The sequence below is a fragment of the Stenotrophomonas sp. GSD10 genome (assembly GCF_056172695.1).
The window spans coordinates 239,768-259,540 of sequence record NZ_JAOCMC010000002.1; the positions used below are offsets into that span (position 1 = coordinate 239,768).

Genomic DNA, 19,773 nt, shown 5'->3' on the forward strand with positions numbered 1-19,773 from the left:
GACGGCTGGCAAGTCGATTAAACTGGATTCCATGGACCCGATCACACCGCCGCCGCGCTCGCGCACGATTTACCTGCTGCCCAACCTGTTCACCACGGCCGGCCTGTTCGCGGGCTTCTACGCGATCATCGCTGCCGCCAACGGCGATTTCGTCAACGCCAGCATTGCGGTGTTCGTGGCCGCAGTGATGGATGGGCTGGACGGGCGCGTGGCGCGCCTGACCGGTACCAGCAGCGAGTTCGGCGTGCAGTACGACTCACTGGCCGACCTGGTCAGCTTTGGCATGGCGCCGGCGCTGGTGATGTATCACTGGTCGCTGTCGTGGCTGAAGTTCGATGACCCGCTGCTGGGCCGCGTCGGCTGGGCGGTGGCATTCCTGTATGCCGCGTGCGCGGCCCTGCGCCTGGCCCGCTTCAACACCCAGGTGGCGGTGGTCGACAAGCGCTGGTTCGTCGGCCTGGCCAGCCCGGCCGCGGCCGGCCTGATGATGTCCTTTGTCTGGGCCTTCGCCGACGGCAATCTGGGCTGGGATGGCAATCAGCTGCGCTACGTCGCACTGGCGGTGACCCTGGTCGCCGCGCTGCTGATGGTCAGCCGTATCCGCTTCTGGAGCTTCAAGGGCGGTGCCGCCAAGGACGGCCGTGCTGACCGTGTGCCGTTCCTGGTGCTGGCGCTGGTGCCGGTGGCCATCGCCATCGCGGTGATCGACCTGCCGCGCGTGCTGTTCGCGGTCGGCATCCTGTACGCCCTGTCCGGCCCGGTGATGTGGGCCGTACAACGCCTGCGCAAGAAGTCCGAGGCCGCGTGAGCCAGGACCTGCCCGTGCTGTGGTCGCCGGCCCAGCAGGCCTGGCTGCAGGCCATGGGCTACACCGTCTATCACGACGGCCAGCTGGCTGCCGAGCTGGATGCCGCGCTGCAGCTGAGCGTGGCCAACGCCGAAGCCCGTGCCGCGCCGCCGGCCGGGCCCGCTCACGTGGACGCCGCCGCGAACGAACGCCATGGCGGCGCCGAAGCTGTGGCGCGCCCGGAACGCCCGGCACCGTCACGTCGCGAACCTCCGGTCACCGCACCGGATACCGCACCGGCTTCGGCACGTCCGTTGCCCAGCGGCAACGCCCGGCAACCGGTGGTGCGCCTGCCGGACCGGCTGCAGATCGCCTTGCTGCGTGCGTCGGGCTGCAACCCGAACGACCCGGCCACCCAGGCGCTGATGGACAGTTGGCCGCTGGACCAGCTGCGCGACGATCCGGCCGCCAAGCGCGCGCTGTGGCCGCAGCTGCGTGCCCTGCGCAAGCGGGGTGCCGCATGAGTGCGGTCAGCCAGCCGGGGCCGGTGCGCCTGCGCGCGCTGCGCGAGAGCGATCTCAATGCGGTGATGGCGATCGAGCTGCGTGGCTATCCGTTTCCGTGGACCCGCGGCATCTTCATCGACTGCCTGCGCGCCGGCTACCCCGGCCTGGCGATGGAGCGCGACGGTCAGCTGATCGGCTACGGCGTGCTCAGCCTCGCCGCCGATGAGGCGCACGTGCTGAACATCTGCATCGATCCGCTGGCGCAATCGCGTGGCCTGGGCCGCCAGCTGCTGCGCGCGCTGGTCCAGCTGGCCCGTGATCGGGGCGCGCAGCGGGTGTTCCTTGAGGTGCGCCCGTCGAACACGCCGGCATTGGCGCTGTACCACAGCGAAGGCTTCAACGAGATCGGCCGCCGGCCGCGCTATTACCCGGCCGCACAGGGGCGGGAGGATGCGGTGGTGATGGCCATCGAACTGGTCGACGGCGACCTGCAGGCGATGCCGCCGCTGTAACGGGGAAGGGTTGCCGGCCAGCGGCCGGCACTACCTCTACGCCAACCGCAAGGCCAGCACCCCACCGACGATGAGCGACGCTGCCAGCCAGCGCGCGCGCGGTATGCGTTCGCGCAGCAGGAACACCGAGATCAGCAGCGCGAACAGGATCGAGGATTCGCGCAGCGCCGAGACCATGGCCACCGGTGCCTGGGTCATGGCCCACAAGGCCATCGCATAGGAGGCCGTGGTGCCGACGCCACCGGCCAGTCCCAGCGGCCAATGCTGCCGCGCATAGTCCAGCACCGCGCCGCCGCGCGTGTACAACGCCCACAGCGGCAGCGGAATGCCCGACAGCAGGAACAGCCACAGCGTGTAGCTGAGCGCGTTGCCAGACTGGCGTGCGCCCTGCGCATCGACCAGGGTGTAGGTGGCGATCATCGCGGCGGTCAGCAGCGGCAGGCGCAGTTGGCCGCCGCGTGCACCCAGTGCCATGCACAGGATGCCGGTACCGACCAGCAGCACGCCCAGCCAGGCCGCCGGTGGCAGCCGTTCGCCGAGCAGGGTGCCCGCCAGCGCGACCAGGATCGGCGCACTGCCACGCATCAGCGGATAGGCCAGGCTCATATCGACCTGCTGATAGCAACGTGCGACCAGGCCGTAGTAGGTCACCTGCAGCAGCACCGATGCGCCCAGCCAGGGCCAGCTGTGCGCGGCGGGAAAAGGCAGGAAGGGCAGGGCGGCGGCCGACAGCAGCGCGGCGCTGCCGGTAACCAGCACGGTGCCGAGGAACTTGTCCGGCCCGCGCTTGACGATCGCATTCCAGCTGGCATGCAGTGCCGCCGCGGCGAGAACCAGCAGGAAGATCGAAAGAGGCATCGGGCGATGATGCCATGCGGGCGAAATGGAAACGCCGGGCATCGCCCGGCGTTTCTTGAAACGATGTGCCAACCAAGGTTGGCAGCTACCACTGCAGAACGGGTAGCGCCGGGTCATGCCCGGCGTGCGTATGCCCGCGTGGCGTTACAGCTTCGCGCGCTGCTCGCGCAGGCCGGCCAGCTGGGTGTTCCAGTCGGCCAGGCGCACACGCTCCTGCTCGACCACGGCCGGCGGCACCTTGTCGGTGAACCTGGCCAGCTTGGTCTCGCTCTTCTCCTTTTCTGCTTCGACGCGGGCGATTTCCTTGTCCAGGCGCACGCGCTCGGCATCGAGATCGACCAGGCCTTCCAGCGGCACCAGCAGCTTCAGCTCACCGACGATGGCCGCAGCGGCCGGCGGTGCGCTTTCACCCTCGGCCAGCCACTGGATGCTGTCCAGCTTCAGCAGGAACGACAGCGAGGCACGGAAGCGTTCGATGCGCACGCGGTCCTGTGCCAGCCCGGCCTGCAGGCGCAGCGGCACCAGCTTGGACGGGGCGACATTCAGCTCGCTGCGCACGCGCCGCACCGCGCTGATCACCGCCTTCAGCCACTCCACGTCGGCCTCGGCCTGGGCGAAATCGCCTTCGAACTCGGCGGCGGTCGGGTATGGGCGCAGCGACAGCGTGGTTTCGGCCAGGCCCAGACGCGGCGCCAGCTGCTGCCACAGCTGTTCGGTGATGAACGGGGTCAGCGGATGCAGCAGGCGCAGCAGTGCTTCAAGCACGTACAGCAGGGTGTGGCGGGTGCTCTCGGCGTCGGCGGCGTCGGCACCGTTCAATGCCGGCTTGCTCAGTTCCAGGAACCAGTCGCAGAACTCGTTCCAGGCGAACTCGTACAGGCACTGCGCCAGCAGGTCGAAGCGGTAGTTGGCGTAGTGGCCCTGTGCTTCGGCCGACACCGCCGCCAGGCGCGACAGGATCCAGCGCTCGGCGTCGGTGCGCGGCGTGGGCACGCCGGTGAACGCGGCGCCCTCGGTGTTCATCAGGGCGAAGCGGCTGGCGTTCCACAGCTTGTTGCAGAAGTTCTTGTAGCCTTCCGCGCGGTTCATGTCGAACTTGATGTCGCGGCCGTGGGTGGCCAGCGCGGCGATGGTGAAGCGCAGCGCATCGGCACCGTGGGCAGCAATGCCGTCCGGGAACTCCTTGCGGGTGGCCTTCTCGATCTTCTCCACCATCTTCGGCTGCATCAGGCCGCCGGTGCGCTTGGCGACCAGATCGTCGATGCTGATGCCATCGATGATGTCCAGCGGGTCGAGCACGTTGCCCTTGCTCTTGGACATCTTCTGGCCCTGGCCGTCGCGGATCAGGCCGGTGAAGTAGACGTCCTTGAACGGGATCTTCCCGACCAGGTTGTCGGTGGCCATGATCATGCGCGCCACCCAGAAGAAGATGATGTCGAAGCCGGTGATCAGCACCGACGACGGCAGGTAGCGGTCGAAGCCACGCTCGGCCATGGCCTGCTCATTCGGCCAGCCCAGGGTGGAGAACGGCCACAGCTGCGAGGAGAACCAGGTCTCCAGCACGTCGCTTTCCTGGTTCAGCACCACGTCGCTGCCGAGGTTGTGCTTGGCGCGCACTTCGTCTTCGCTGCGACCGACGTAGCAGCTGCCGGTGGCGGCGTCGAACCACGCCGGAATGCGATGGCCCCACCACAGCTGGCGGCTGATGCACCAGTCCTGGATGTTGTTCATCCAGTGGCGGTAGGTGTTGATCCAGTTCGGCGGCACGAAGGCGATGGTTCCGTCTTCGACCAGTTCCAGGCCACGCTTGGCCAGGTCGTCCATCTTCACGAACCACTGGTCGGTCAGGTACGGCTCGATCACCTGGCCGGTACGGTCGCCGCGCGGCACCTGCAGCTTGTGCGCGCGGGTCTCGACCAGGATGCCCAGGTCTTCCAGCTCGGCCAGCACCGCCTTGCGCGCGGCGTAGCGGTCCAGGCCCTGGAAGCGCTCCGGCGCGTTTTCGTTCAGCGCGGCCACCGGGGTGAACAGGTTGATCATCGGCAGGCTGTGGCGCACGCCGACTTCGTAGTCGTTGAAATCGTGCGCCGGGGTGACCTTGACCACGCCGGTGCCGAACGCACGGTCCACGTAGTCGTCGGCGATCACCGGCACGCGGCGGCCGGTCAACGGCAGCACCACCTGCTTGCCGATCAGGTGCGCATAGCGCTCGTCTTCGGGATGCACCATCACCGCGGTATCACCCAGCAGGGTTTCCGGGCGGGTGGTGGCAACGACCAGGTAGTCGCGGGTTTCGCGCAGGGTTTCCACGCCGTCGGCATCGCGCTCGACGTGCTCGTAGCTCAGGCCGTCATCGAGCGTGTAGGCGATCGACCACAGGAAGCCGTCTTCCTCGGCGCTCTCCACTTCCAGGTCGGAGATGGCGGTCTTCAGCACCGGGTCCCAGTTGACCAGGCGCTGGCCACGGTAGATCAGGCCCTGCTCGTACCAACGCACGAAGGCTTCGTTGACCGCCGCCGACGGCTGCGGATCCATGGTGAAGGTGCTGCGCGACCAGTCGGCGGAGGTGCCAAGGCGGCGCATCTGGCGTTCGATGGTGTCGCCGGACTGCTGCTTCCACTCCCAGACCTTGCCGATGAAGCCCTCGCGGCCCAGCGAATCACGGGTCTCGCCCTTGCCTTCCAGCGCCAGGTTGCGGCTGACCACCATTTCGGTGGCGATGCCGGCGTGGTCGGTACCGACCTGCCACAGCGTGTCGTAGCCGCGCATGCGGTGGTAGCGCACCAGCGCATCCATCAGGGTCTGCTGGAAGGCGTGGCCCATGTGCAGGGTGCCGGTCACGTTCGGCGGCGGCAGCAGGATGGTGTACGGCTCGCCCGTGCCGGACGGCTTGAAGTGGCCGGCCTTCTCCCAGGCCTCGTAGAGGTCGGTCTCGAAGGACTTCGGGTCGTAGCTGGAGGCGAGTTGGGTCATGCGGGGGAACCGGTAATCAAGGCGGAAGGGAGATCAGCGCGACCCGAGGGCGCGCCGGATCTTCTGGTCGGTGTGGTACTGGCTGACCGCATAGGCGGCCCAGATGGCGGCGGGCAGCCAGCCGATCAGGGTGATCTGCAGGATCAGACAGACGATCCCGGCCAGCGGTCGGCCGATGGTGAAGAAGGACAGCCAGGGAAGAATCAGGGCGATCAGCAGGCGCATCAAGGGGTCCTCGCAGGGCTTACATGTCGTGCTTGTTCAGGTCGTAGCCGGCGGCCTTGTACTGGCGCCAGCGCTCGCGCAGCGGTTCGCGCGCTTCCGGATCGGCCGGGACCACTTCCAGCACGCGCTCGCACTGGCCCAGCCAGGGCTCATCGCGCAGGTTGATCACCAGCGGACGTGCCGGCGCATCGGTGCCGGGTACGGCGATCAGCACCAGCGCCTCTTCCTCGTCCATGTCTTCGCCGGCGATCTGGTGCGGGATGTAGGCATCGTTGTCGAACGCCCACAGCAGCTCGTCCAGCTCTTCGGCCTGGGCCTGGTCGCGGGCCAGCACCAGGGTGAACAGCCCGGCGTCGTTGGCCTTGCGCGCCAGCTCGCAGACCAGGCGCAACGGCTCGGTCAGGAAGCGGGGCTTGGCGATCAGGTAGAAGTCGGCGCGGGGCATGGCAGGGTCCGGGTCAGGCAGGGGCCCGGTCGTGCCGGGCGAGGCCCTGGCCGGCGGTTGCCGGCCAGGGTCGGGTACGGCATCAGGCGCGGGCGGCCTGGTCCAGCAGCCACTGGCTCAGCAGGCCGACCGGGCGGCCGGTGGCCATGCCACGCTTGCCTTCATCGCTGGCCACGCCGGCAATGTCCAGGTGCGCCCAGCGCTGGCCTTCGGCAAAGCGCGACAGGAAGCAGCCGGCGGTGATCGCACCAGCCCAGCGGCCGCCGATGTTGTAGACGTCGGCGAAGCTCGAATCCAGCATCGGCTGGTACTCGTCCCACAGCGGCAGGCGCCAGGCGCGGTCGAACACGTGCTCGCCGGCGGCCAGCAGCTCGTTGGCCAGGTCGTCGTGCTTGCTCATCAGGCCGGCGGTCTGGTGGCCGAGGGCGACCATGCAGGCACCGGTCAGGGTGGCCACGTCGACCAGGGCCTGCGGCTCGAAGCGCTGCGCGTAGGTCAGCGCGTCGCACAGGATCAGGCGGCCTTCGGCGTCGGTGTTGCCCACTTCGATGGTCTTGCCCGACATCGAGGTGATCACGTCGGACGGACGATAGGCGTTGCCATCGATGGCGTTTTCCACCGCCGGGACCACCACGACGAGGTTCAGCGGCAGCTTGGCCTTGACCGCAGCGACGAAGGTGCCGATGACGTTGGCGCCACCGCACATGTCGTACTTCATCTCTTCGATGCCGCCCTGGGTCTTCAGGTTGACGCCACCGGTATCGAAGGTGATGCCCTTGCCGACCAGCACATAGGGCTTGGCGTCGCCCGCACCGGTCCACTTCAGCACCACCAGGCGCGGGCGGTTGGCCGAGCCACGGGCCACGGCCAGCAGCGAGCCCATGCCCAGCGCTTCCATCTGGTGCTCGTCGAGGATCTCGGCTTCGGCACCCTCGTGCTCGCCGGCGAACTTCACGCCCACCTCGGCCAGGTAGGCCGGGGTGCAGTAGTTCGGCGGCAGGTTGCCCAGCTCGCGGGCGAACTCGACACCGGCGGCGATGGCCTGGCCCTGGGCCAGCGCCTGCGCGTCGTCACCGGCGATGGCCAGCTGGGTCAGGCCGGCGTCGTCGGCCTTCTTCTTGCCCAGGGTGGCGGTGTAGCGGTAGGCGGCGTGATCGGCGGCGATCACCGCCTGGCGGATGGCCCAGGCCGCGTCGCGGTCCTTGATCGCCACCTCGGACAGGGTGAACAGCGCGCTGCGGGTGGCGCCGGCCTTCAGCGCGCGCACGGCGTCGCCCACGGCCTTCAGGTACTGCGGCACGCCGAAGCGGGCGGCGTCGCCCAGGCCGACCACCAGCACGCGCGCGGCGCTCACGCCCGGCAGGTCGTGCAGCAGAGTGGTGGCGCCGGTCTTGCCGGACAGGTCGCCACGCTGGGCCAGGGCGGCCAGGCGGCCACCGCTGGCGGCGTCCAGGGCCTGCGCGGCCGGGGTCAGGGTATGGTCGGCGTACGCGCCGACCACCAGGCAGTCAACGCTGGCGGCGGCCGGAGCGAGGTGGTTCAGGGTGAATTCGAGGGCCATTGAGCAGATTCCATTGGCGAGTCCGTACAATCGCAGGCCGTTTACGCCCAGACAGTAGACTGGGCGGCACCGCGAACGAACCCCAGAGTTTAAACCACCGCCCCATGCTGAAGCTCGACCGATACCTGCTGGGCGATTTCGTCCAGAGTTTCCTGGCTACCCTGATCGTCCTGCTGGTGGTCAGCGTGGGCGGCGTGCTGGTGGACATCCTCGGCAACATCGCCGACGGGCGCCTGCCGGCCAAGCTGCTGTTCTCGCAGCTGGGCCTGCAGTTCATCGCCTACCTGCCGCTGATCCTGCCGCTGGCGCTGATGCTGGGCCTGCTGCTGGCGATCGCCCGGCTGTACCGCGACTCGGAAATGGCGGTCATCACCGCCATTGGCGTGGGCCCCAAGCGCCTGCTGCGGCCGCTGCTGATGCTGGTGGTGCCAGTGGTGCTGCTGGTCGGCGCCTGTTCGCTGTGGCTGGGGCCCTGGGCCGGGCGGGTGGCCGAGCAGATGATCATCGAGGCCAACCGCAGCGTGCTGATGGCCGGGCTGGAGCCGGGTCGCTTCACCCCGCTGCCCAATGGCGGGGTGGTCTACCTGTCCTCGATCTCGCCCGATGGCACCCAGCTGGGCAAGGTGTTCCTGCAGCGGCAGAAGGATGACCGCCTGGAAGTGGTGTCGGCCAACGGCGGCCGCATGTACTTCGAGGGCACCCGCCAGCGCTTCCTGGAGCTGGATGACGGCCACCAGGTGGAAGGGCCGGTGGCCGGTGGGCTGGATTACCGGCTGGCGACCTTCGCCCGCAACGACGTGGCCCTGCCCGATGGCGCACAGGCCCGCACCGAGGATGATCCCGAACTGATGCCGACCCTGCAGTTGATCGGAGATGCGCGGCCGCAGGCGCAGGCACAGCTGCACCGCCGCCTGGCGCCGCCGCTGATCGCGCTGGCGTTTGCCTTGTTGACCGTGCCGCTGGGCCGCAGCTCGCCGCGCCAGCAGCGCTATGGACGCATGATGCTGGCCCTGATGGCCTACATGGTGGGCACCAACCTGATGTTCATCGGCAGCGGCTGGATCGCCAACGGCAAGATCCCGGCCGCACTCGGCCTGTGGTGGCTGACTTTGCCGCTGCTGGCGCTGGCAATCTGGATGTATGCACGTGATGGCCGCCTGGGCCGCCCGAAGGGAGCCCGCGCATGAGGCTGCGCCCGATGCGTTTCGACCTGTACCTGGGGCGCTCGGTGTTCACCACCGTGCTGCTGACCTGGGCGGTGCTGGTGGGCCTGGACGTGGTGATGGCCTTCTCCGGCGAATTCAAGGACATCGGCAAGAACGGCTACACGCTGGGCCACGCTGCGGCCTGGGTGCTGTACACCGTGCCGCGCCGTGCCTACACCTTCTTCCCGACCGCCGCGGTGATCGGCTCACTGATGGGCCTGGGGCAGCTGGCGGCGACCTCGGAGCTGACCGCGCTGCGCGCGCTGGGCCTGTCGCGCAAGCGCCTGAGCGTCTCGGTGGCGATCGCCCTGTCGCTGTTGACCGGCGTGATGGTGCTCAGCGCCGAGACGCTGGGGCCGTGGGGCCAGGACCGCGCCGATGCGCTGAAGACCAGCGCCAAGTGGGGGCTGGATATCTCGACCACCCGCTATTCCGGGCTGTGGGCACGCGAGGGCGATACCTTCCTCAATGCGCAGAGCGGCGAGGAGCAGCTGGTCGGTGACAAGGGAACCCGCTTGATCCTGCGCGACGTGCGCCTGTACCGCGTCGCCGAGGACGGCCAGATCGCCTCGTTGACCCACGCCGCCACGGTCGAGCACGACAGGGATGGCTGGGTGCTGACCGGGGTGCGCCGCGATACGTTCGGCGAACGCTCGGCCACCCGCCAGGAAGTGGCACGTGAACCGTGGAACTCGAAGTTGGACCCGGCCGCGCTGGCGACCGGCATCGCCAAGCCGCGCAACCTCAGCGTGTCCGAGCTCAGCACCAGCATCGCCTACCGGCAGCGCAACGGGCTGGACGCGCGCGATTTCGAGGATGTGTACTGGAGCCGCTGGTTCTACCCGGTGAACGTGCTGGCGCTGTGCCTGGCCGCCGTGCCGTTCGCGTTCGGTTCCCTGCGCAGTGGCGGCATGGGCAAGCGCCTGTTCCTGGGCATCCTGTTCGCGCTGGGCTTCTGGCTGCTGCAGCTGTTCTTCGGCCGCATGGCCGGCGCGTTGAAATTCGATTACCGCATTGCCTATGCGCTGCCGCCGATCGTGATGCTGGCCGTGTCCGGACTGCTGTTCCGGCGCAAATCGGGCTGATCCTGTCTGTTGTAGAGCCGAGCCCATGCTCGGCTGATGCGATGTGAGCGAATCGCAGTCGAGCATGGCTCGACTCTACAAAGCAGGTCAGCCGAGCATCGGCTCGGCTCTACAGGTCCTGCATCAGCGCTTCGGCATGCGCACCAGGCGGGTACCGCTGGCGCGGTCGTGCCAGGTCAGGTGCTGGCGATCGAGCCACGCCCACCAGAACCCCAGCCCGCCCAGCAGCAGCGACAGCGTGCCCACCGCGAAGCGCAGCCACAGCTGCGCGCGCTGCAAGGGCGTGCCATCGCTTGATTCCAGCTTCAGGCGCCAGGGACGCATGCCCAGCGTCTGCCCGCCACGGCGCCAGCTGGCCGTGGCGTACCACCCGGTCACCGCCCAGCACACTGCCCACAGCAGCCACTGCCAGGCGCTGAACGGGGCGATGTTCTCGCGCTGGGCATGGCCGCTGAAGGTGTAGGCCAGGGTGAACAGGGTGCCGGCCAGCATCCACAGGGCCAGCACCGGCAACGCGTCGTAGACCATCGCCAGCATGCGCCACAGCAGCAACGCACGCGGGCGGGGCATCTCGGTGGTGGCCGCAGCGGCGGCCTCGGGGGCAGGGCGGGACATGCGCCGAGCATACGCAATGCTGGCCGCATCCGCAGTTGCGCTCGTATCCTGCACGCATGGCTCTTGTTTCCACCCCCGCCGAACGACGCCAGCTGGTCCAGCAACTGCCCGAGCTGCGCGCCGACGACAGCGTGCGCATCCAGCGCTTCCTCGACGCGATCTGGGCCGAGAACGGTCTGGCCCGCGCCACCCTCGACAGCTACCGGCGCGACCTGGAAGGGCTGGCGCGGTGGATGGATGGACGCGAGGGCGGGCTGGCCGGCATCGAGCGCCCCGGCCTGTTCGACTACCTGGCCTGGCGTACCCGGCATGGCTGGTCGCCGCGCAGCAACGCGCGCCTGCTGTCGGCGCTGCGCGCGTTCTTCGCCGATGGCGTGCGCCGTGGCGAACGCAGCGAGGACCCCAGCGCGCTGCTGGACCCGCCGAAGCTGCCACGGCTGTTGCCCAAGGCGCTGGCCGAAAGCCAGATCGACGCGTTGCTGGCCGCGCCGGACATCGACAGTCCGCTGGGCCTGCGTGATCGCGCCATGCTGGAACTGATGTATGCCGCTGGCCTGCGCGTGAGCGAGCTGGTGCTGCTGCCGGCCACCGCGGTCAACCTGCGCCAGGGCGTGCTGCGGGTCACCGGCAAGGGCAGCAAGGAACGGCTGGTGCCGCTGGGCGAGGAATCACAGCACTGGCTGGAGCGCTACCTGCAGCAGTCGCGGCCGCAGCTGGTCGGCAAGGGCAAGGTGCAGGCGTTGGCCGACGGGCAGACGCCGCTGTTCATCGAGCCGACGCTGCATGCGCTGACCCGCCAGGCCTTCTGGCACCTGGTCAAGCGCCACGCGCAGGTGGCCGGCATCGACCCGGCGCGGATCAGCCCGCACGGCCTGCGCCACAGCTTCGCCACGCATCTGCTCAACCGCGGCGCCGACCTGCGCGCGCTGCAGATGCTGCTGGGCCACAGTTCGCTGTCCACCACCCAGATCTACACCCTGGTGGCGCGCGAGCATCTGCAGAAGCTGCACGCCCGCCATCATCCGCGCGGCTGAGCGAGGGCCTGAACCCTGCCTTGCGCCGTGCCCGGCGTCGCGGCCCGGCTGCGGTGGCTGTGTCAGAATCCGGGGTCTTCTTCTGTCGCGGACCGTTCCATGCTCCGATTTGCCATCGCCGCCGTGTTCGGTGCGCTCAGCCTGACCGCCTGTGCCCAGCCGGCCCCGCCGGCCGCCAAGGCACCCACCGCCGCACCGGCCAAGGCCAGCCCGGCCGCCAACGGTTCGGCCGACCAGGCCGTGCGTGCCGCGCTGACCGCGCTCAACCCCGGCTTCGAGGTGGACTACATCGGTGCCGCGCCGTTCCCCGGTTTCCGCGAGGTGGTGGTCTCCGGCCAGCTGCTGTATGTATCCGATGATGGCCGCTACCTGTTCCAGTCGCAGCCGTACGACACCCGTGCCAAGGGCCCGGCCAACAGCGAAGGCCTGCTCGGCTACCGCCGCGACCTGCTGGCCAAGGCCAACCACGGTGATCGCATCGTGTTCGCCGCGCCGAACGCCAAGTACACCATCAGCGTGTTCACCGACATCGAGTGTGGTTACTGCCGCAAGCTGCACCAGGACATCGCCGAGCTCAACCGCAACGGCATCAGCGTCGAGTACCTGGCGTTCCCGCGCATGGGCCTGGGCAGCAAGGACTACACCGACATGATTTCGGTCTGGTGTGCAGCCGACCGTCGCCAGGCGCTGACCAACGCCAAGCGCGGTGGCAGCGTGCCGGCCAAGAACTGCACCAACCCGGTGGCGATGCAGTACGCACTGGGCCAGCAGCTGGGCGTGAACGGTACGCCGGCGATCTTCGCGCCCGATGGCACCCAGCTGGGCGGTTACCTGCCGCCGGCGCAGCTGCGCGCGGCGCTGGAAAAGCTGTCGGCCAAGCGCTGACCTTTTTCTGTAGAGCCGAGCCCATGCTCGGCTGCGGAAACATCAGCCGAGCATGGGCTCGGCTCTACAGGTAGGAAGCCGGGGCGCGCTGCACCCCCGGCCTTTTTCTTACTTCAGGCCGTCACTGACCGCCTTGGTCAGCGTGCCCTGCGCATCGTCACCACTGAACTCCCAGACGAACGCGCCGCCCAGGCCCTGGGTCTTCACATAGCCCATCTTGCGGGTGATGTTGGCCGGGGTATCGAAGCTCCACAGCGTGCTGCCGTTGTAGATCCAGGTGGCGCCGGCGGTGTTGTCGGTGTAGCCCGGCCACGCCAGGTTCTTCAGCACCTTCCAGTCTTCGATGCCGGCCTCATACGTGCCCGGGGCAGCGCCGGTCGCGGTCTGGTACAGGCCGTTGTTGGCGTTGGCCACGCCGGTCCAGCCACGCCCGTAGTAACCGATGCCCAGGTTGAGCTTGGCGGCGGGCACGCCACGGCTGATGAAGGCCTCGATGGCGTCGTTGCTGTTGTACAGCTTCTGGTCGCCGGTGGACGGGTCATTCGGCGAATCGAACAGCGCCGACTGGTGATTGGTCTTCGCATCCCACGCGCCGTGGAAGTCGTAGGTCATCACGTTGATGTAGTCCAGGTACGGGTGGTACGCGGCCGGATCGGTGACGCGGATCTTGTCGATGCCGGCACCCACCGCCACCGTCAGCAACAGGCCCGGACGCACTGCATCGAGCTGGCGGCGGAACTCGGCCATCAGCGCGGTGAAGTTGGCGTTGTCTTCCGGCTTGCCGCATTCGATACCGCAGGCCACCGGGTACTCCCAGTCGATGTCGATGCCGTCGAACACGCCCAGCGCGGCACCGGCACCACCGGCACCGTCGGTCACCGGCAGGTTGCCCTTGATGTAGGCATCGATGCACGAGGCGACGAAGGCCTGGCGGTTTTCCGGACGTGCCGCGCTGGAGAAGCCGCGCGACCAGGTCCAGCCGCCCAGCGAGATCAGCACCTTCATGCCCGGGTACTTGGCCTTGAGCTGCTTGAGCTGGTTCCAGTTGCCGCGCAGCGGTTGGTCCCAGGTATCGGCGCTGCCGCTGACGCTCTCGGCGGCGCTGAAGGCCTTGGTGTAGTCGGCGAAGGCATCGCCACCGGCACCGCTGTTCGGATCCGATGGCTGGGTGATGCCCACTTCGCAGCGGTTGTTGCGCACGTTGCCGAAGGCGTAGTTGATGTGGGTCAGGCGTGCGGCCGAACCGCTGCTGTCGATGTTCTTGACCCGGTAGTTGCGGCCGTAGATGCCCCACTGGGTGAAGTAGCCGATGACCCGCTTGCCGGTGGTGCCACCGTCACCGGCCAGCGTGGTGGCGCTGATCTCGGTGCCCTGGGCGGACGCGTTGCCGGCGTTGTCGCGGGCGCGCACGCGGTAGCGGTAGGTGGTCGATGCGGTCAGCCCGCCATCGACGTAGCTGGCACTGGACGGCGAACCGACCAGGCTGCCGTTGCGGTACACGTCATAGCCGGCCACGCCGCTGCCGCCGGTGTTGTCGGTGGACGGGCTCCAGCTGAGCGCGATGCTGTTGGCGGTCCGCGTTCCCACCGCCAGCCCGCCCGGCACGCTGGGCGCGGTGGTATCGCCACCGGCGGCGTTGACGGTGATGGTGATGGTCGCGGTGCTGCTGGTGGCGTTGTTGTTGTCGGTGGCCACCGCGCGCAGGGTGTGGCTGCCGGCGCTGGCATTGGCCCAGCTGGCGGCGTACGGCGCACTGGTGGCCACGCCCAGGGTGCTGCCGTCGCGGAAGAACTCGACCTTGGCGACGCTGCCGTCCGGGTCGCTGGCGTTGGCGGTCACATTGACCGTGCTGCCGGCGCTGAAGGTGGCGCCGTTGGCCGGCGAGGTCAGGCTGACCACCGGCGGCTGGTTGGTGCCGCCGCCATCACAGGCGCCGAGGTTGGTGTAGTAGGGCGCACCGGCCGGATGGTCCGGCGGCGCGTTCCAGATGTCCTGGTTCGCCCGATAGAGGACGCCTCCTTTCTGCAGGGTATCGCCGGCCCGGTAGATCTTGGCCTGGTCCCACTGGGCCACCCCGGCACAGCTGGCAGCCTGCGCCAGTCCGGGCAGGGCAGCGGCACCGGCGGCCACGGCAAGCAGCCAGGCCAGGCGGCGGGGACGACAGCTTCGGGTCGCACGTTCGGCACTGCGCACAATCGGGTCGTACATGGGTAAGTCTCCGATCAAAGGGCGCGCGGGCCCCGATGGCGCCGCGCGTGACGCAGGTCCGGGCGTCGCCCGGGAAGGCGACGGAGGGGGCGGACGGAGGTACCTGGGAGGCCGGGGAGAGAGTCCGGCACCAGGTAGGGACAACGTTGTCATCAATCGTGTGGTCAATCCGTGAGCAAGCGCATGGTTCGGGGAATCGGGCGGAGAGCGCGCTGCGCGCGGTCGACGGCCATCGGCGGAGCCCCTCGTGGCTGGGGCTTTCCGCGAACAGCGGGTTTCTGGAGGTTGGCCGGGGGTGGGCTGCGCAGGGGACGCCGTGAATACGTCCCTGTAGGCTCGGGCGCGCCATCCATGGCGCTTACGCCCCTGCGCAGCCCACCCACCCGGCCACGGACAGGTTCCTGCGCGGCCAGCCACGGAAGACAGAACAGAAAATCAAAAGCAAACGCCGGTCGCTTCGCTCTTCAATGCCTGATTTCTGAAATTTCCTGGTTGCCGGCCAGCGGCCGGCACTACAGGGAGCATCCACGCATGGCGGCAGATCGCGGAAATCTGTCGGGGCGGGGTGGTGGGGGCCAGCAGGACCGTTGGCGCCATGGATGGCGCCATCGAGCCCCCATGGACGGGTTTACGGCGTGTCCTGCTGGCCCCCACCACCCCGCCATCCCACGGGAACCCAGCTTTTGCCTGGGCCGTTGCTGTGGTCGTTGCCCTGGCCTCGGCGGGTGCCGGGCGCCGCCCGGCCAAAGCCCTCCCCCGCTTCCGGTACAATGTCGGGCCCGTTTCCCAACTACGGTTCCCCGGACATGATGGTCCTCGAGGGCGCGCCCGCCCTGTCGCTGTTCCGCCGCGAACGTCTTGAATCCCGCCTGCAGTCCATCGCGCCCTCCCTGCGCATCAGCGGTGCCTGGCACGTCTACTTCGTGCAGACCGAAGGTGCCGCCGCCCCCGACCTGACCACCCTGTGCCGCATCCTCGAGGCTGCGCCGCAGGCGCAGGCCGTGGCCGACGGTGCGGTCAGCCGCATCGTGGTGCCGCGCCTGGGCACGCTGTCGCCGTGGTCGAGCAAGGCCACCGAACTGGTCCGCGGTGCCGGCCAGCCGGTGAGCCGGGTCGAGCGTGGCCTGCGCATCGACGTGCAGGGCTGGCCGACCGATGCCGCTGCCCAGCAGGCGCTGGTCAAGGCGCTGCACGACCCGATGACGCAGTCGGTGCTGGAGACCGTCGAGCAGGGCCAGGCCCTGTTCTCGACGCCGGCCCGTGGTGAACTGGAACGCGTGCCGGTGGATCAGCTGGAGGCCGCCAACCAGCGCCTCGGCCTGGCCATGGCCCAGGACGAGATCGACTACCTGCGCGAACGCTTCACCGCGCTGGGCCGCTCGCCGTCGGACGTGGAACTGATGATGTTCGCGCAGGCCAACTCCGAGCACTGCCGGCACAAGATCTTCAACGCCAGCTGGACCATCGACGGCCAGGAACAGGACCGCTCGCTGTTCCGGATGATCAAGAACACCCACCAGCAGACCCCGCAGCACACGCTCAGCGCGTACAGCGACAATGCGGCGGTGATCGAAGGCCATCCGGCCTCGCGCTACCGTCCGGATCCGGCCAGTGGCGAATACCGCCGCGAGCCGCAGGTGCCCAGTGCCTTCCAGATCAAGGTGGAAACGCATAACCACCCGACCGCGATCGCGCCGTTCCCGGGCGCCTCGACCGGTGCCGGTGGCGAGATCCGCGACGAAGGCGCGACCGGCCGCGGTGGCAAGCCCAAGGCCGGCCTGACCGGTTTCTCGGTCTCGCACCTGCGCATTCCCGAACTGCCGCAGCCGTGGGAAGCGCCGCGCGCGCTGAACCCGCGCATGGCACCGGCGCTGGAAATCATGACCGACGGCCCGCTCGGCGGCGCCGCGTTCAACAACGAGTTTGGCCGCCCGAACCTGCTCGGCTACTTCCGCAGCTTCGAACTGCCCGAAGGTGCCGACCTGGTCCGCGCCTACGACAAGCCCATCATGCTGGCCGGTGGCCTCGGCGCCATCGACCGCATCCAGGTCGACAAGATCCAGCTGCAGGCCGGTGATGCGGTCATCGTGCTCGGTGGCCCGGCGATGCTGATCGGCCTCGGCGGTGGTGCCGCCAGTTCGGTGGCCTCCGGCGAAAGCGCCGAGGACCTGGACTTCGCCAGCGTGCAGCGCGACAACCCGGAGATGGAACGTCGCTGCCAGGAGGTCATCGACCGCTGCGTGGCGATGGGGGCCAACAACCCGATCAAGTTCTTCCACGACGTCGGTGCCGGTGGCCTGTCCAATGCCATTCCCGAGCTGCTGCACGATTCGAGCGTGGGCGGTGTCATCGACCTGGGCAAGGTGCCCACCGATGATCCGTCGCTGTCGCCGATGCAGCTGTGGTGCAACGAATCGCAGGAACGTTACGTGCTGGGCGTGGCCCAGGAACGCCTGGCCGAGTTCGCCGCGCTGTGCGCGCGCGAGCGCTGCCCGTTCGCTGCGGTCGGTGTAGCCACCGCCGAGGAACACCTGGTGGTGGCCTACGGCGCCGTGCCCGGCCACACCCCGGCTGACGCGCCGATCGACCTGCCGATGGACGTGCTGTTCGGCAAGCCGCCGAAGATGCACCGCGACACCGCGCACCCGCCAGCCCCGCGCTGGCCGGCGCTGAAGACCGGCGGCCTGGATCTGCACGAAGCGGGCCTGCGCGTGCTGGCGCACCCGACGGTGGCCTCGAAGAACTTCCTGGTCACCATCGGTGACCGCAGCGTCGGCGGCCTGACCGCACGCGAACAGATGGTCGGTCCGTGGCAGCTGCCGGTAGCCGACGTGGCAATCACTGCGGCCGACTTCGACGGCGTGGCCGGCGAAGCCATGTCGATCGGCGAGCGCACCCCGCTGGCCCTGCTCGATGCCGCAGCATCGGCGCGCATGGCGGTGGGCGAAGCACTGACCAACCTGTGCGCGGCGCCGGTGGATGCGTTGGATGAGATCAAGTTGTCGGCGAACTGGATGGCCGCTGCCGGTCACCCGGGCGAAGACGCGCTGCTGTACGACGCAGTGAAGGCGGTGGGCATGGAGCTGTGCCCGCAGCTGGACATCAGCATCCCGGTGGGCAAGGACTCGCTGTCGATGCAGGCGCAGTGGCACGACCAGGGCGAAGCGCACAAGAGCGTGTCGCCGGTGTCGCTGGTGATCTCGGCGTTCGCGCCGGTGCTCGACGTGCGCCAGCAGCTGACCCCGCTGCTCGACCGTGATGTGGACAGCGAGCTGTGGCTGATCGGCCTCGGCGCCGGCAAGCAGCGTCTGGGCGGCTCGATCCTGGCCCAGGTGCATGCCGATCACGGCGATCTGCCGGCGTTCGCCGGTGCCGCGCCGGACCTGGACGATCCGCAGCGCCTGCGTGCCTTCTTCGAACTGATCCGCGATGCGCGCCAGTCCGGCCTGCTGCTGGCCTACCACGACCGCAGCGACGGTGGTGCCTTCGCCGCGCTGTGCGAGATGGCCTTCACCTCGCGCATGGGCCTGGACATCACCCTTGATGCCTGGGGTGATGACCCGTTCCGCAGCCTGTTCAATGAAGAGCTGGGTGCAGTGGTGCAGATCGCACGCGAAGACCGTGCCGCCTTCGCCGACCTGGTCGAGCGCCATGCACTGACCGAATGCGCACAGCGCATTGCCAGGCCGACCACCGCACCGGTGGTGCGCGTGTCGCTGGCCGGCGAGAACCTGGCCGAATGGCGCTGGGACGCGCTGTTCGACGCCTGGTGGTCGGTCACCCACGCCATGCAGAAGCGCCGCGACAACCCCGAAAATGCCGATGCCGAGCGCGACATCGCCCGAGCCTTCAACGCACCGGGCCTGAAGCCGAAGCTCAGCTTCGATCTCAACGAGGATGTGGCGGCACCGTTCATCAACACCGGTGCGCGCCCGCGCGTGGCGGTGCTGCGCGAGCAGGGCGTGAACGGCCAGATCGAAATGGCCAACATCTTCGAACGTGCCGGCTTCCGCGCGTTCGACGTGCACATGAGCGACCTGATCGAAGGCCGCGTGGCGCTGCAGGACTTCACCGGCCTGGTCGCCTGCGGCGGCTTCAGCTACGGCGACGTGCTCGGTGCCGGCCGCGGCTGGGCCACCTCGATCCTGGAGCGCAGCGCGCTGCGTGATGCCTTCGCCGCGTTCTTCGCGCGCGAGGACAGCTTCGCGCTGGGCGTGTGCAACGGCTGCCAGATGATGAGCCAGCTCAAGGGCATCATCCCCGGTGCCGAGCACTGGCCGCAGTTCCGCCGCAACGGCAGCGAGCAGTTCGAAGCCCGCACCGCGCTGTTGGAAGTGGTGGAATCGCCGTCGATCCTGCTGCGTGGCATGGCCGGCTCGCGCCTGCCGGTGGCGGTGGCGCATGGCGAAGGCCAGGCCGTGTTCGACAGTGCCGTCGACCAGGCCGCGGCGCGTGTTTCGCTGCGCTACATCGATGGCCACGGCAACGTGGCCAGCCAGTACCCGCTGAACCCGAACGGTTCGCCGGACGGCATCACCGGCCTGACCAGCACCGACGGTCGCGTCACCATCATGATGCCGCACCCGGAACGCACCCCGCGTGCGCTCAACCTGAGCTGGGCGCCGGCCGAGTGGCAGGGTGATTCGCCGTGGATGCGCATGTTCCGCAACGCACGGGTCTGGTGCGGCTGATCGCGCAACCGACAATGCCTGTGCGTATGGGAAACCCGCCGGACTTCCGGCGGGTTTTTCTTTGCCATCAGGAAAATGCTGACGCGACCATCAGTTACATGCGTTTTCATGCGTCGGATAATCATCACGCACGCCTAACAAAATACTTTCATAAACAGGTGAAACAGTGAACTGCTTCACGGC

15 protein-coding genes are annotated in these 19,773 nt (G+C 68.6%); 8 read left to right on the forward strand and 7 right to left on the reverse strand.

Annotated features, from left to right (window positions below; all coding sequences use genetic code 11):
* Positions 1-31 precede the first annotated feature (31 nt).
* The 3 genes from pssA to rimI are packed head-to-tail and all read left to right on the forward strand — an operon-like array spanning position 32 to position 1,805.
* Complete coding sequence (gene pssA, locus N4G47_RS01245) at positions 32-808, forward strand: CDP-diacylglycerol--serine O-phosphatidyltransferase (RefSeq protein WP_475284737.1); 777 nt, start codon at positions 32-34, stop codon at positions 806-808.
* Complete coding sequence (locus N4G47_RS01250; protein WP_475284738.1) at positions 805-1,311, forward strand: hypothetical protein; 507 nt, start codon at positions 805-807, stop codon at positions 1,309-1,311. The genes pssA and N4G47_RS01250 overlap by 4 nt, the downstream gene beginning before the upstream one ends.
* Positions 1,308-1,805, forward strand: a complete 498-nt coding sequence (gene rimI, locus N4G47_RS01255; RefSeq protein ID WP_475284739.1) for a ribosomal protein S18-alanine N-acetyltransferase — start codon at positions 1,308-1,310, stop codon at positions 1,803-1,805. Before N4G47_RS01250 ends, rimI begins: the two co-directional genes overlap by 4 nt.
* Before the next feature lie 36 nt (positions 1,806-1,841).
* On the opposite strand, the gene N4G47_RS01260 is transcribed toward rimI, so the two are convergent.
* From N4G47_RS01260 to N4G47_RS01280, 5 genes are all read right to left on the reverse strand, one after another.
* Positions 1,842-2,663 carry an EamA family transporter gene (locus N4G47_RS01260; protein ID WP_475284740.1) on the reverse strand — a complete coding sequence of 274 codons (822 nt, stop codon included), beginning with the start codon at positions 2,661-2,663 and terminating at the stop codon, positions 1,842-1,844.
* Positions 2,664-2,807: 144 nt separating this feature from the next.
* The gene (locus N4G47_RS01265; RefSeq protein WP_475284742.1) at positions 2,808-5,636 is read right to left on the reverse strand and encodes a valine--tRNA ligase; all 2,829 of its coding nucleotides are present in this window, start codon (positions 5,634-5,636) and stop codon (positions 2,808-2,810) included.
* Between the two features lie 33 nt (positions 5,637-5,669).
* Positions 5,670-5,861 (reverse strand): YqaE/Pmp3 family membrane protein, encoded by a 192-nt coding sequence (locus N4G47_RS01270; RefSeq protein ID WP_014035920.1) that lies wholly within the window; start codon positions 5,859-5,861, stop codon positions 5,670-5,672.
* 19 nt (positions 5,862-5,880) lie between these two features.
* Positions 5,881-6,306: a DNA polymerase III subunit chi gene (locus N4G47_RS01275; protein ID WP_014645876.1), complete on the reverse strand. Its 426-nt coding sequence runs from the start codon at positions 6,304-6,306 to the stop codon at positions 5,881-5,883.
* A gap of 82 nt (positions 6,307-6,388) precedes the next feature.
* Positions 6,389-7,867: a leucyl aminopeptidase gene (locus N4G47_RS01280; RefSeq protein ID WP_475284743.1), complete on the reverse strand. Its 1,479-nt coding sequence runs from the start codon at positions 7,865-7,867 to the stop codon at positions 6,389-6,391.
* A 104-nt stretch (positions 7,868-7,971) separates the two neighbouring features.
* On the opposite strand from N4G47_RS01280, the gene lptF reads away from it, so the two are divergent.
* Positions 7,972-9,054 (forward strand): LPS export ABC transporter permease LptF, encoded by a 1,083-nt coding sequence (gene lptF / locus N4G47_RS01285; protein ID WP_475284745.1) that lies wholly within the window; start codon positions 7,972-7,974, stop codon positions 9,052-9,054.
* Complete coding sequence (lptG, locus tag N4G47_RS01290) at positions 9,051-10,157, forward strand: LPS export ABC transporter permease LptG (RefSeq protein ID WP_475284747.1); 1,107 nt, start codon at positions 9,051-9,053, stop codon at positions 10,155-10,157. Before lptF ends, lptG begins: the two co-directional genes overlap by 4 nt.
* 123 nt (positions 10,158-10,280) lie before the next feature.
* Here lptG and N4G47_RS01295 read toward each other — a convergent pair whose 3' ends face one another.
* Complete coding sequence (locus N4G47_RS01295; protein ID WP_475284749.1) at positions 10,281-10,772, reverse strand: RDD family protein; 492 nt, start codon at positions 10,770-10,772, stop codon at positions 10,281-10,283.
* A 56-nt stretch (positions 10,773-10,828) separates the two neighbouring features.
* Between N4G47_RS01295 and xerD the strand changes: the two genes are divergently transcribed.
* Entirely contained in the window at positions 10,829-11,806 is a 978-nt protein-coding gene (gene xerD / locus N4G47_RS01300; RefSeq protein ID WP_475284751.1) for a site-specific tyrosine recombinase XerD, read from the forward strand.
* A 99-nt stretch (positions 11,807-11,905) separates the two neighbouring features.
* Positions 11,906-12,691: a DsbC family protein gene (locus N4G47_RS01305; RefSeq protein ID WP_475284753.1), complete on the forward strand. Its 786-nt coding sequence runs from the start codon at positions 11,906-11,908 to the stop codon at positions 12,689-12,691.
* A 108-nt stretch (positions 12,692-12,799) separates the two neighbouring features.
* Here the strand turns inward: N4G47_RS01305 and N4G47_RS01310 are convergent, their stop codons facing one another.
* A complete protein-coding gene (locus N4G47_RS01310) occupies positions 12,800-14,899 on the reverse strand; it encodes a glycosyl hydrolase family 18 protein (protein ID WP_475284755.1) in 2,100 nt (699 codons plus the stop codon).
* 806 nt (positions 14,900-15,705) lie between these two features.
* Between N4G47_RS01310 and purL the strand changes: the two genes are divergently transcribed.
* Positions 15,706-19,590 carry a phosphoribosylformylglycinamidine synthase gene (purL, locus tag N4G47_RS01315; protein WP_475284757.1) on the forward strand — a complete coding sequence of 1,295 codons (3,885 nt, stop codon included), beginning with the start codon at positions 15,706-15,708 and terminating at the stop codon, positions 19,588-19,590.
* The last annotated feature ends 183 nt before the right edge of the window (positions 19,591-19,773 follow it).

Bases quoted from the DNA above. Each gene is read 5' to 3' on its own strand.
- xerD (WP_475284751.1), top strand. From the start codon at position 10,829: ATGGCTCTTGTTTCCACCCCCGCCGAACGACGCCAGCTGGTCCAGCAA.
- lptF (WP_475284745.1), top strand. From the start codon at position 7,972: ATGCTGAAGCTCGACCGATACCTGCTGGGCGATTTCGTCCAGAGTTTC.
- N4G47_RS01305 (WP_475284753.1), top strand. From the start codon at position 11,906: ATGCTCCGATTTGCCATCGCCGCCGTGTTCGGTGCGCTCAGCCTGACC.
- purL (WP_475284757.1), top strand. From the start codon at position 15,706: ATGATGGTCCTCGAGGGCGCGCCCGCCCTGTCGCTGTTCCGCCGCGAA.
- N4G47_RS01270 (WP_014035920.1), bottom strand. From the start codon at position 5,861: ATGCGCCTGCTGATCGCCCTGATTCTTCCCTGGCTGTCCTTCTTCACC.
- rimI (WP_475284739.1), top strand. From the start codon at position 1,308: ATGAGTGCGGTCAGCCAGCCGGGGCCGGTGCGCCTGCGCGCGCTGCGC.
- N4G47_RS01275 (WP_014645876.1), bottom strand. From the start codon at position 6,306: ATGCCCCGCGCCGACTTCTACCTGATCGCCAAGCCCCGCTTCCTGACC.
- N4G47_RS01295 (WP_475284749.1), bottom strand. From the start codon at position 10,772: ATGTCCCGCCCTGCCCCCGAGGCCGCCGCTGCGGCCACCACCGAGATG.
- N4G47_RS01280 (WP_475284743.1), bottom strand. From the start codon at position 7,867: ATGGCCCTCGAATTCACCCTGAACCACCTCGCTCCGGCCGCCGCCAGC.
- pssA (WP_475284737.1), top strand. From the start codon at position 32: ATGGACCCGATCACACCGCCGCCGCGCTCGCGCACGATTTACCTGCTG.
- N4G47_RS01265 (WP_475284742.1), bottom strand. From the start codon at position 5,636: ATGACCCAACTCGCCTCCAGCTACGACCCGAAGTCCTTCGAGACCGAC.
- N4G47_RS01310 (WP_475284755.1), bottom strand. From the start codon at position 14,899: ATGTACGACCCGATTGTGCGCAGTGCCGAACGTGCGACCCGAAGCTGT.
- N4G47_RS01260 (WP_475284740.1), bottom strand. From the start codon at position 2,663: ATGCCTCTTTCGATCTTCCTGCTGGTTCTCGCCGCGGCGGCACTGCAT.
- lptG (WP_475284747.1), top strand. From the start codon at position 9,051: ATGAGGCTGCGCCCGATGCGTTTCGACCTGTACCTGGGGCGCTCGGTG.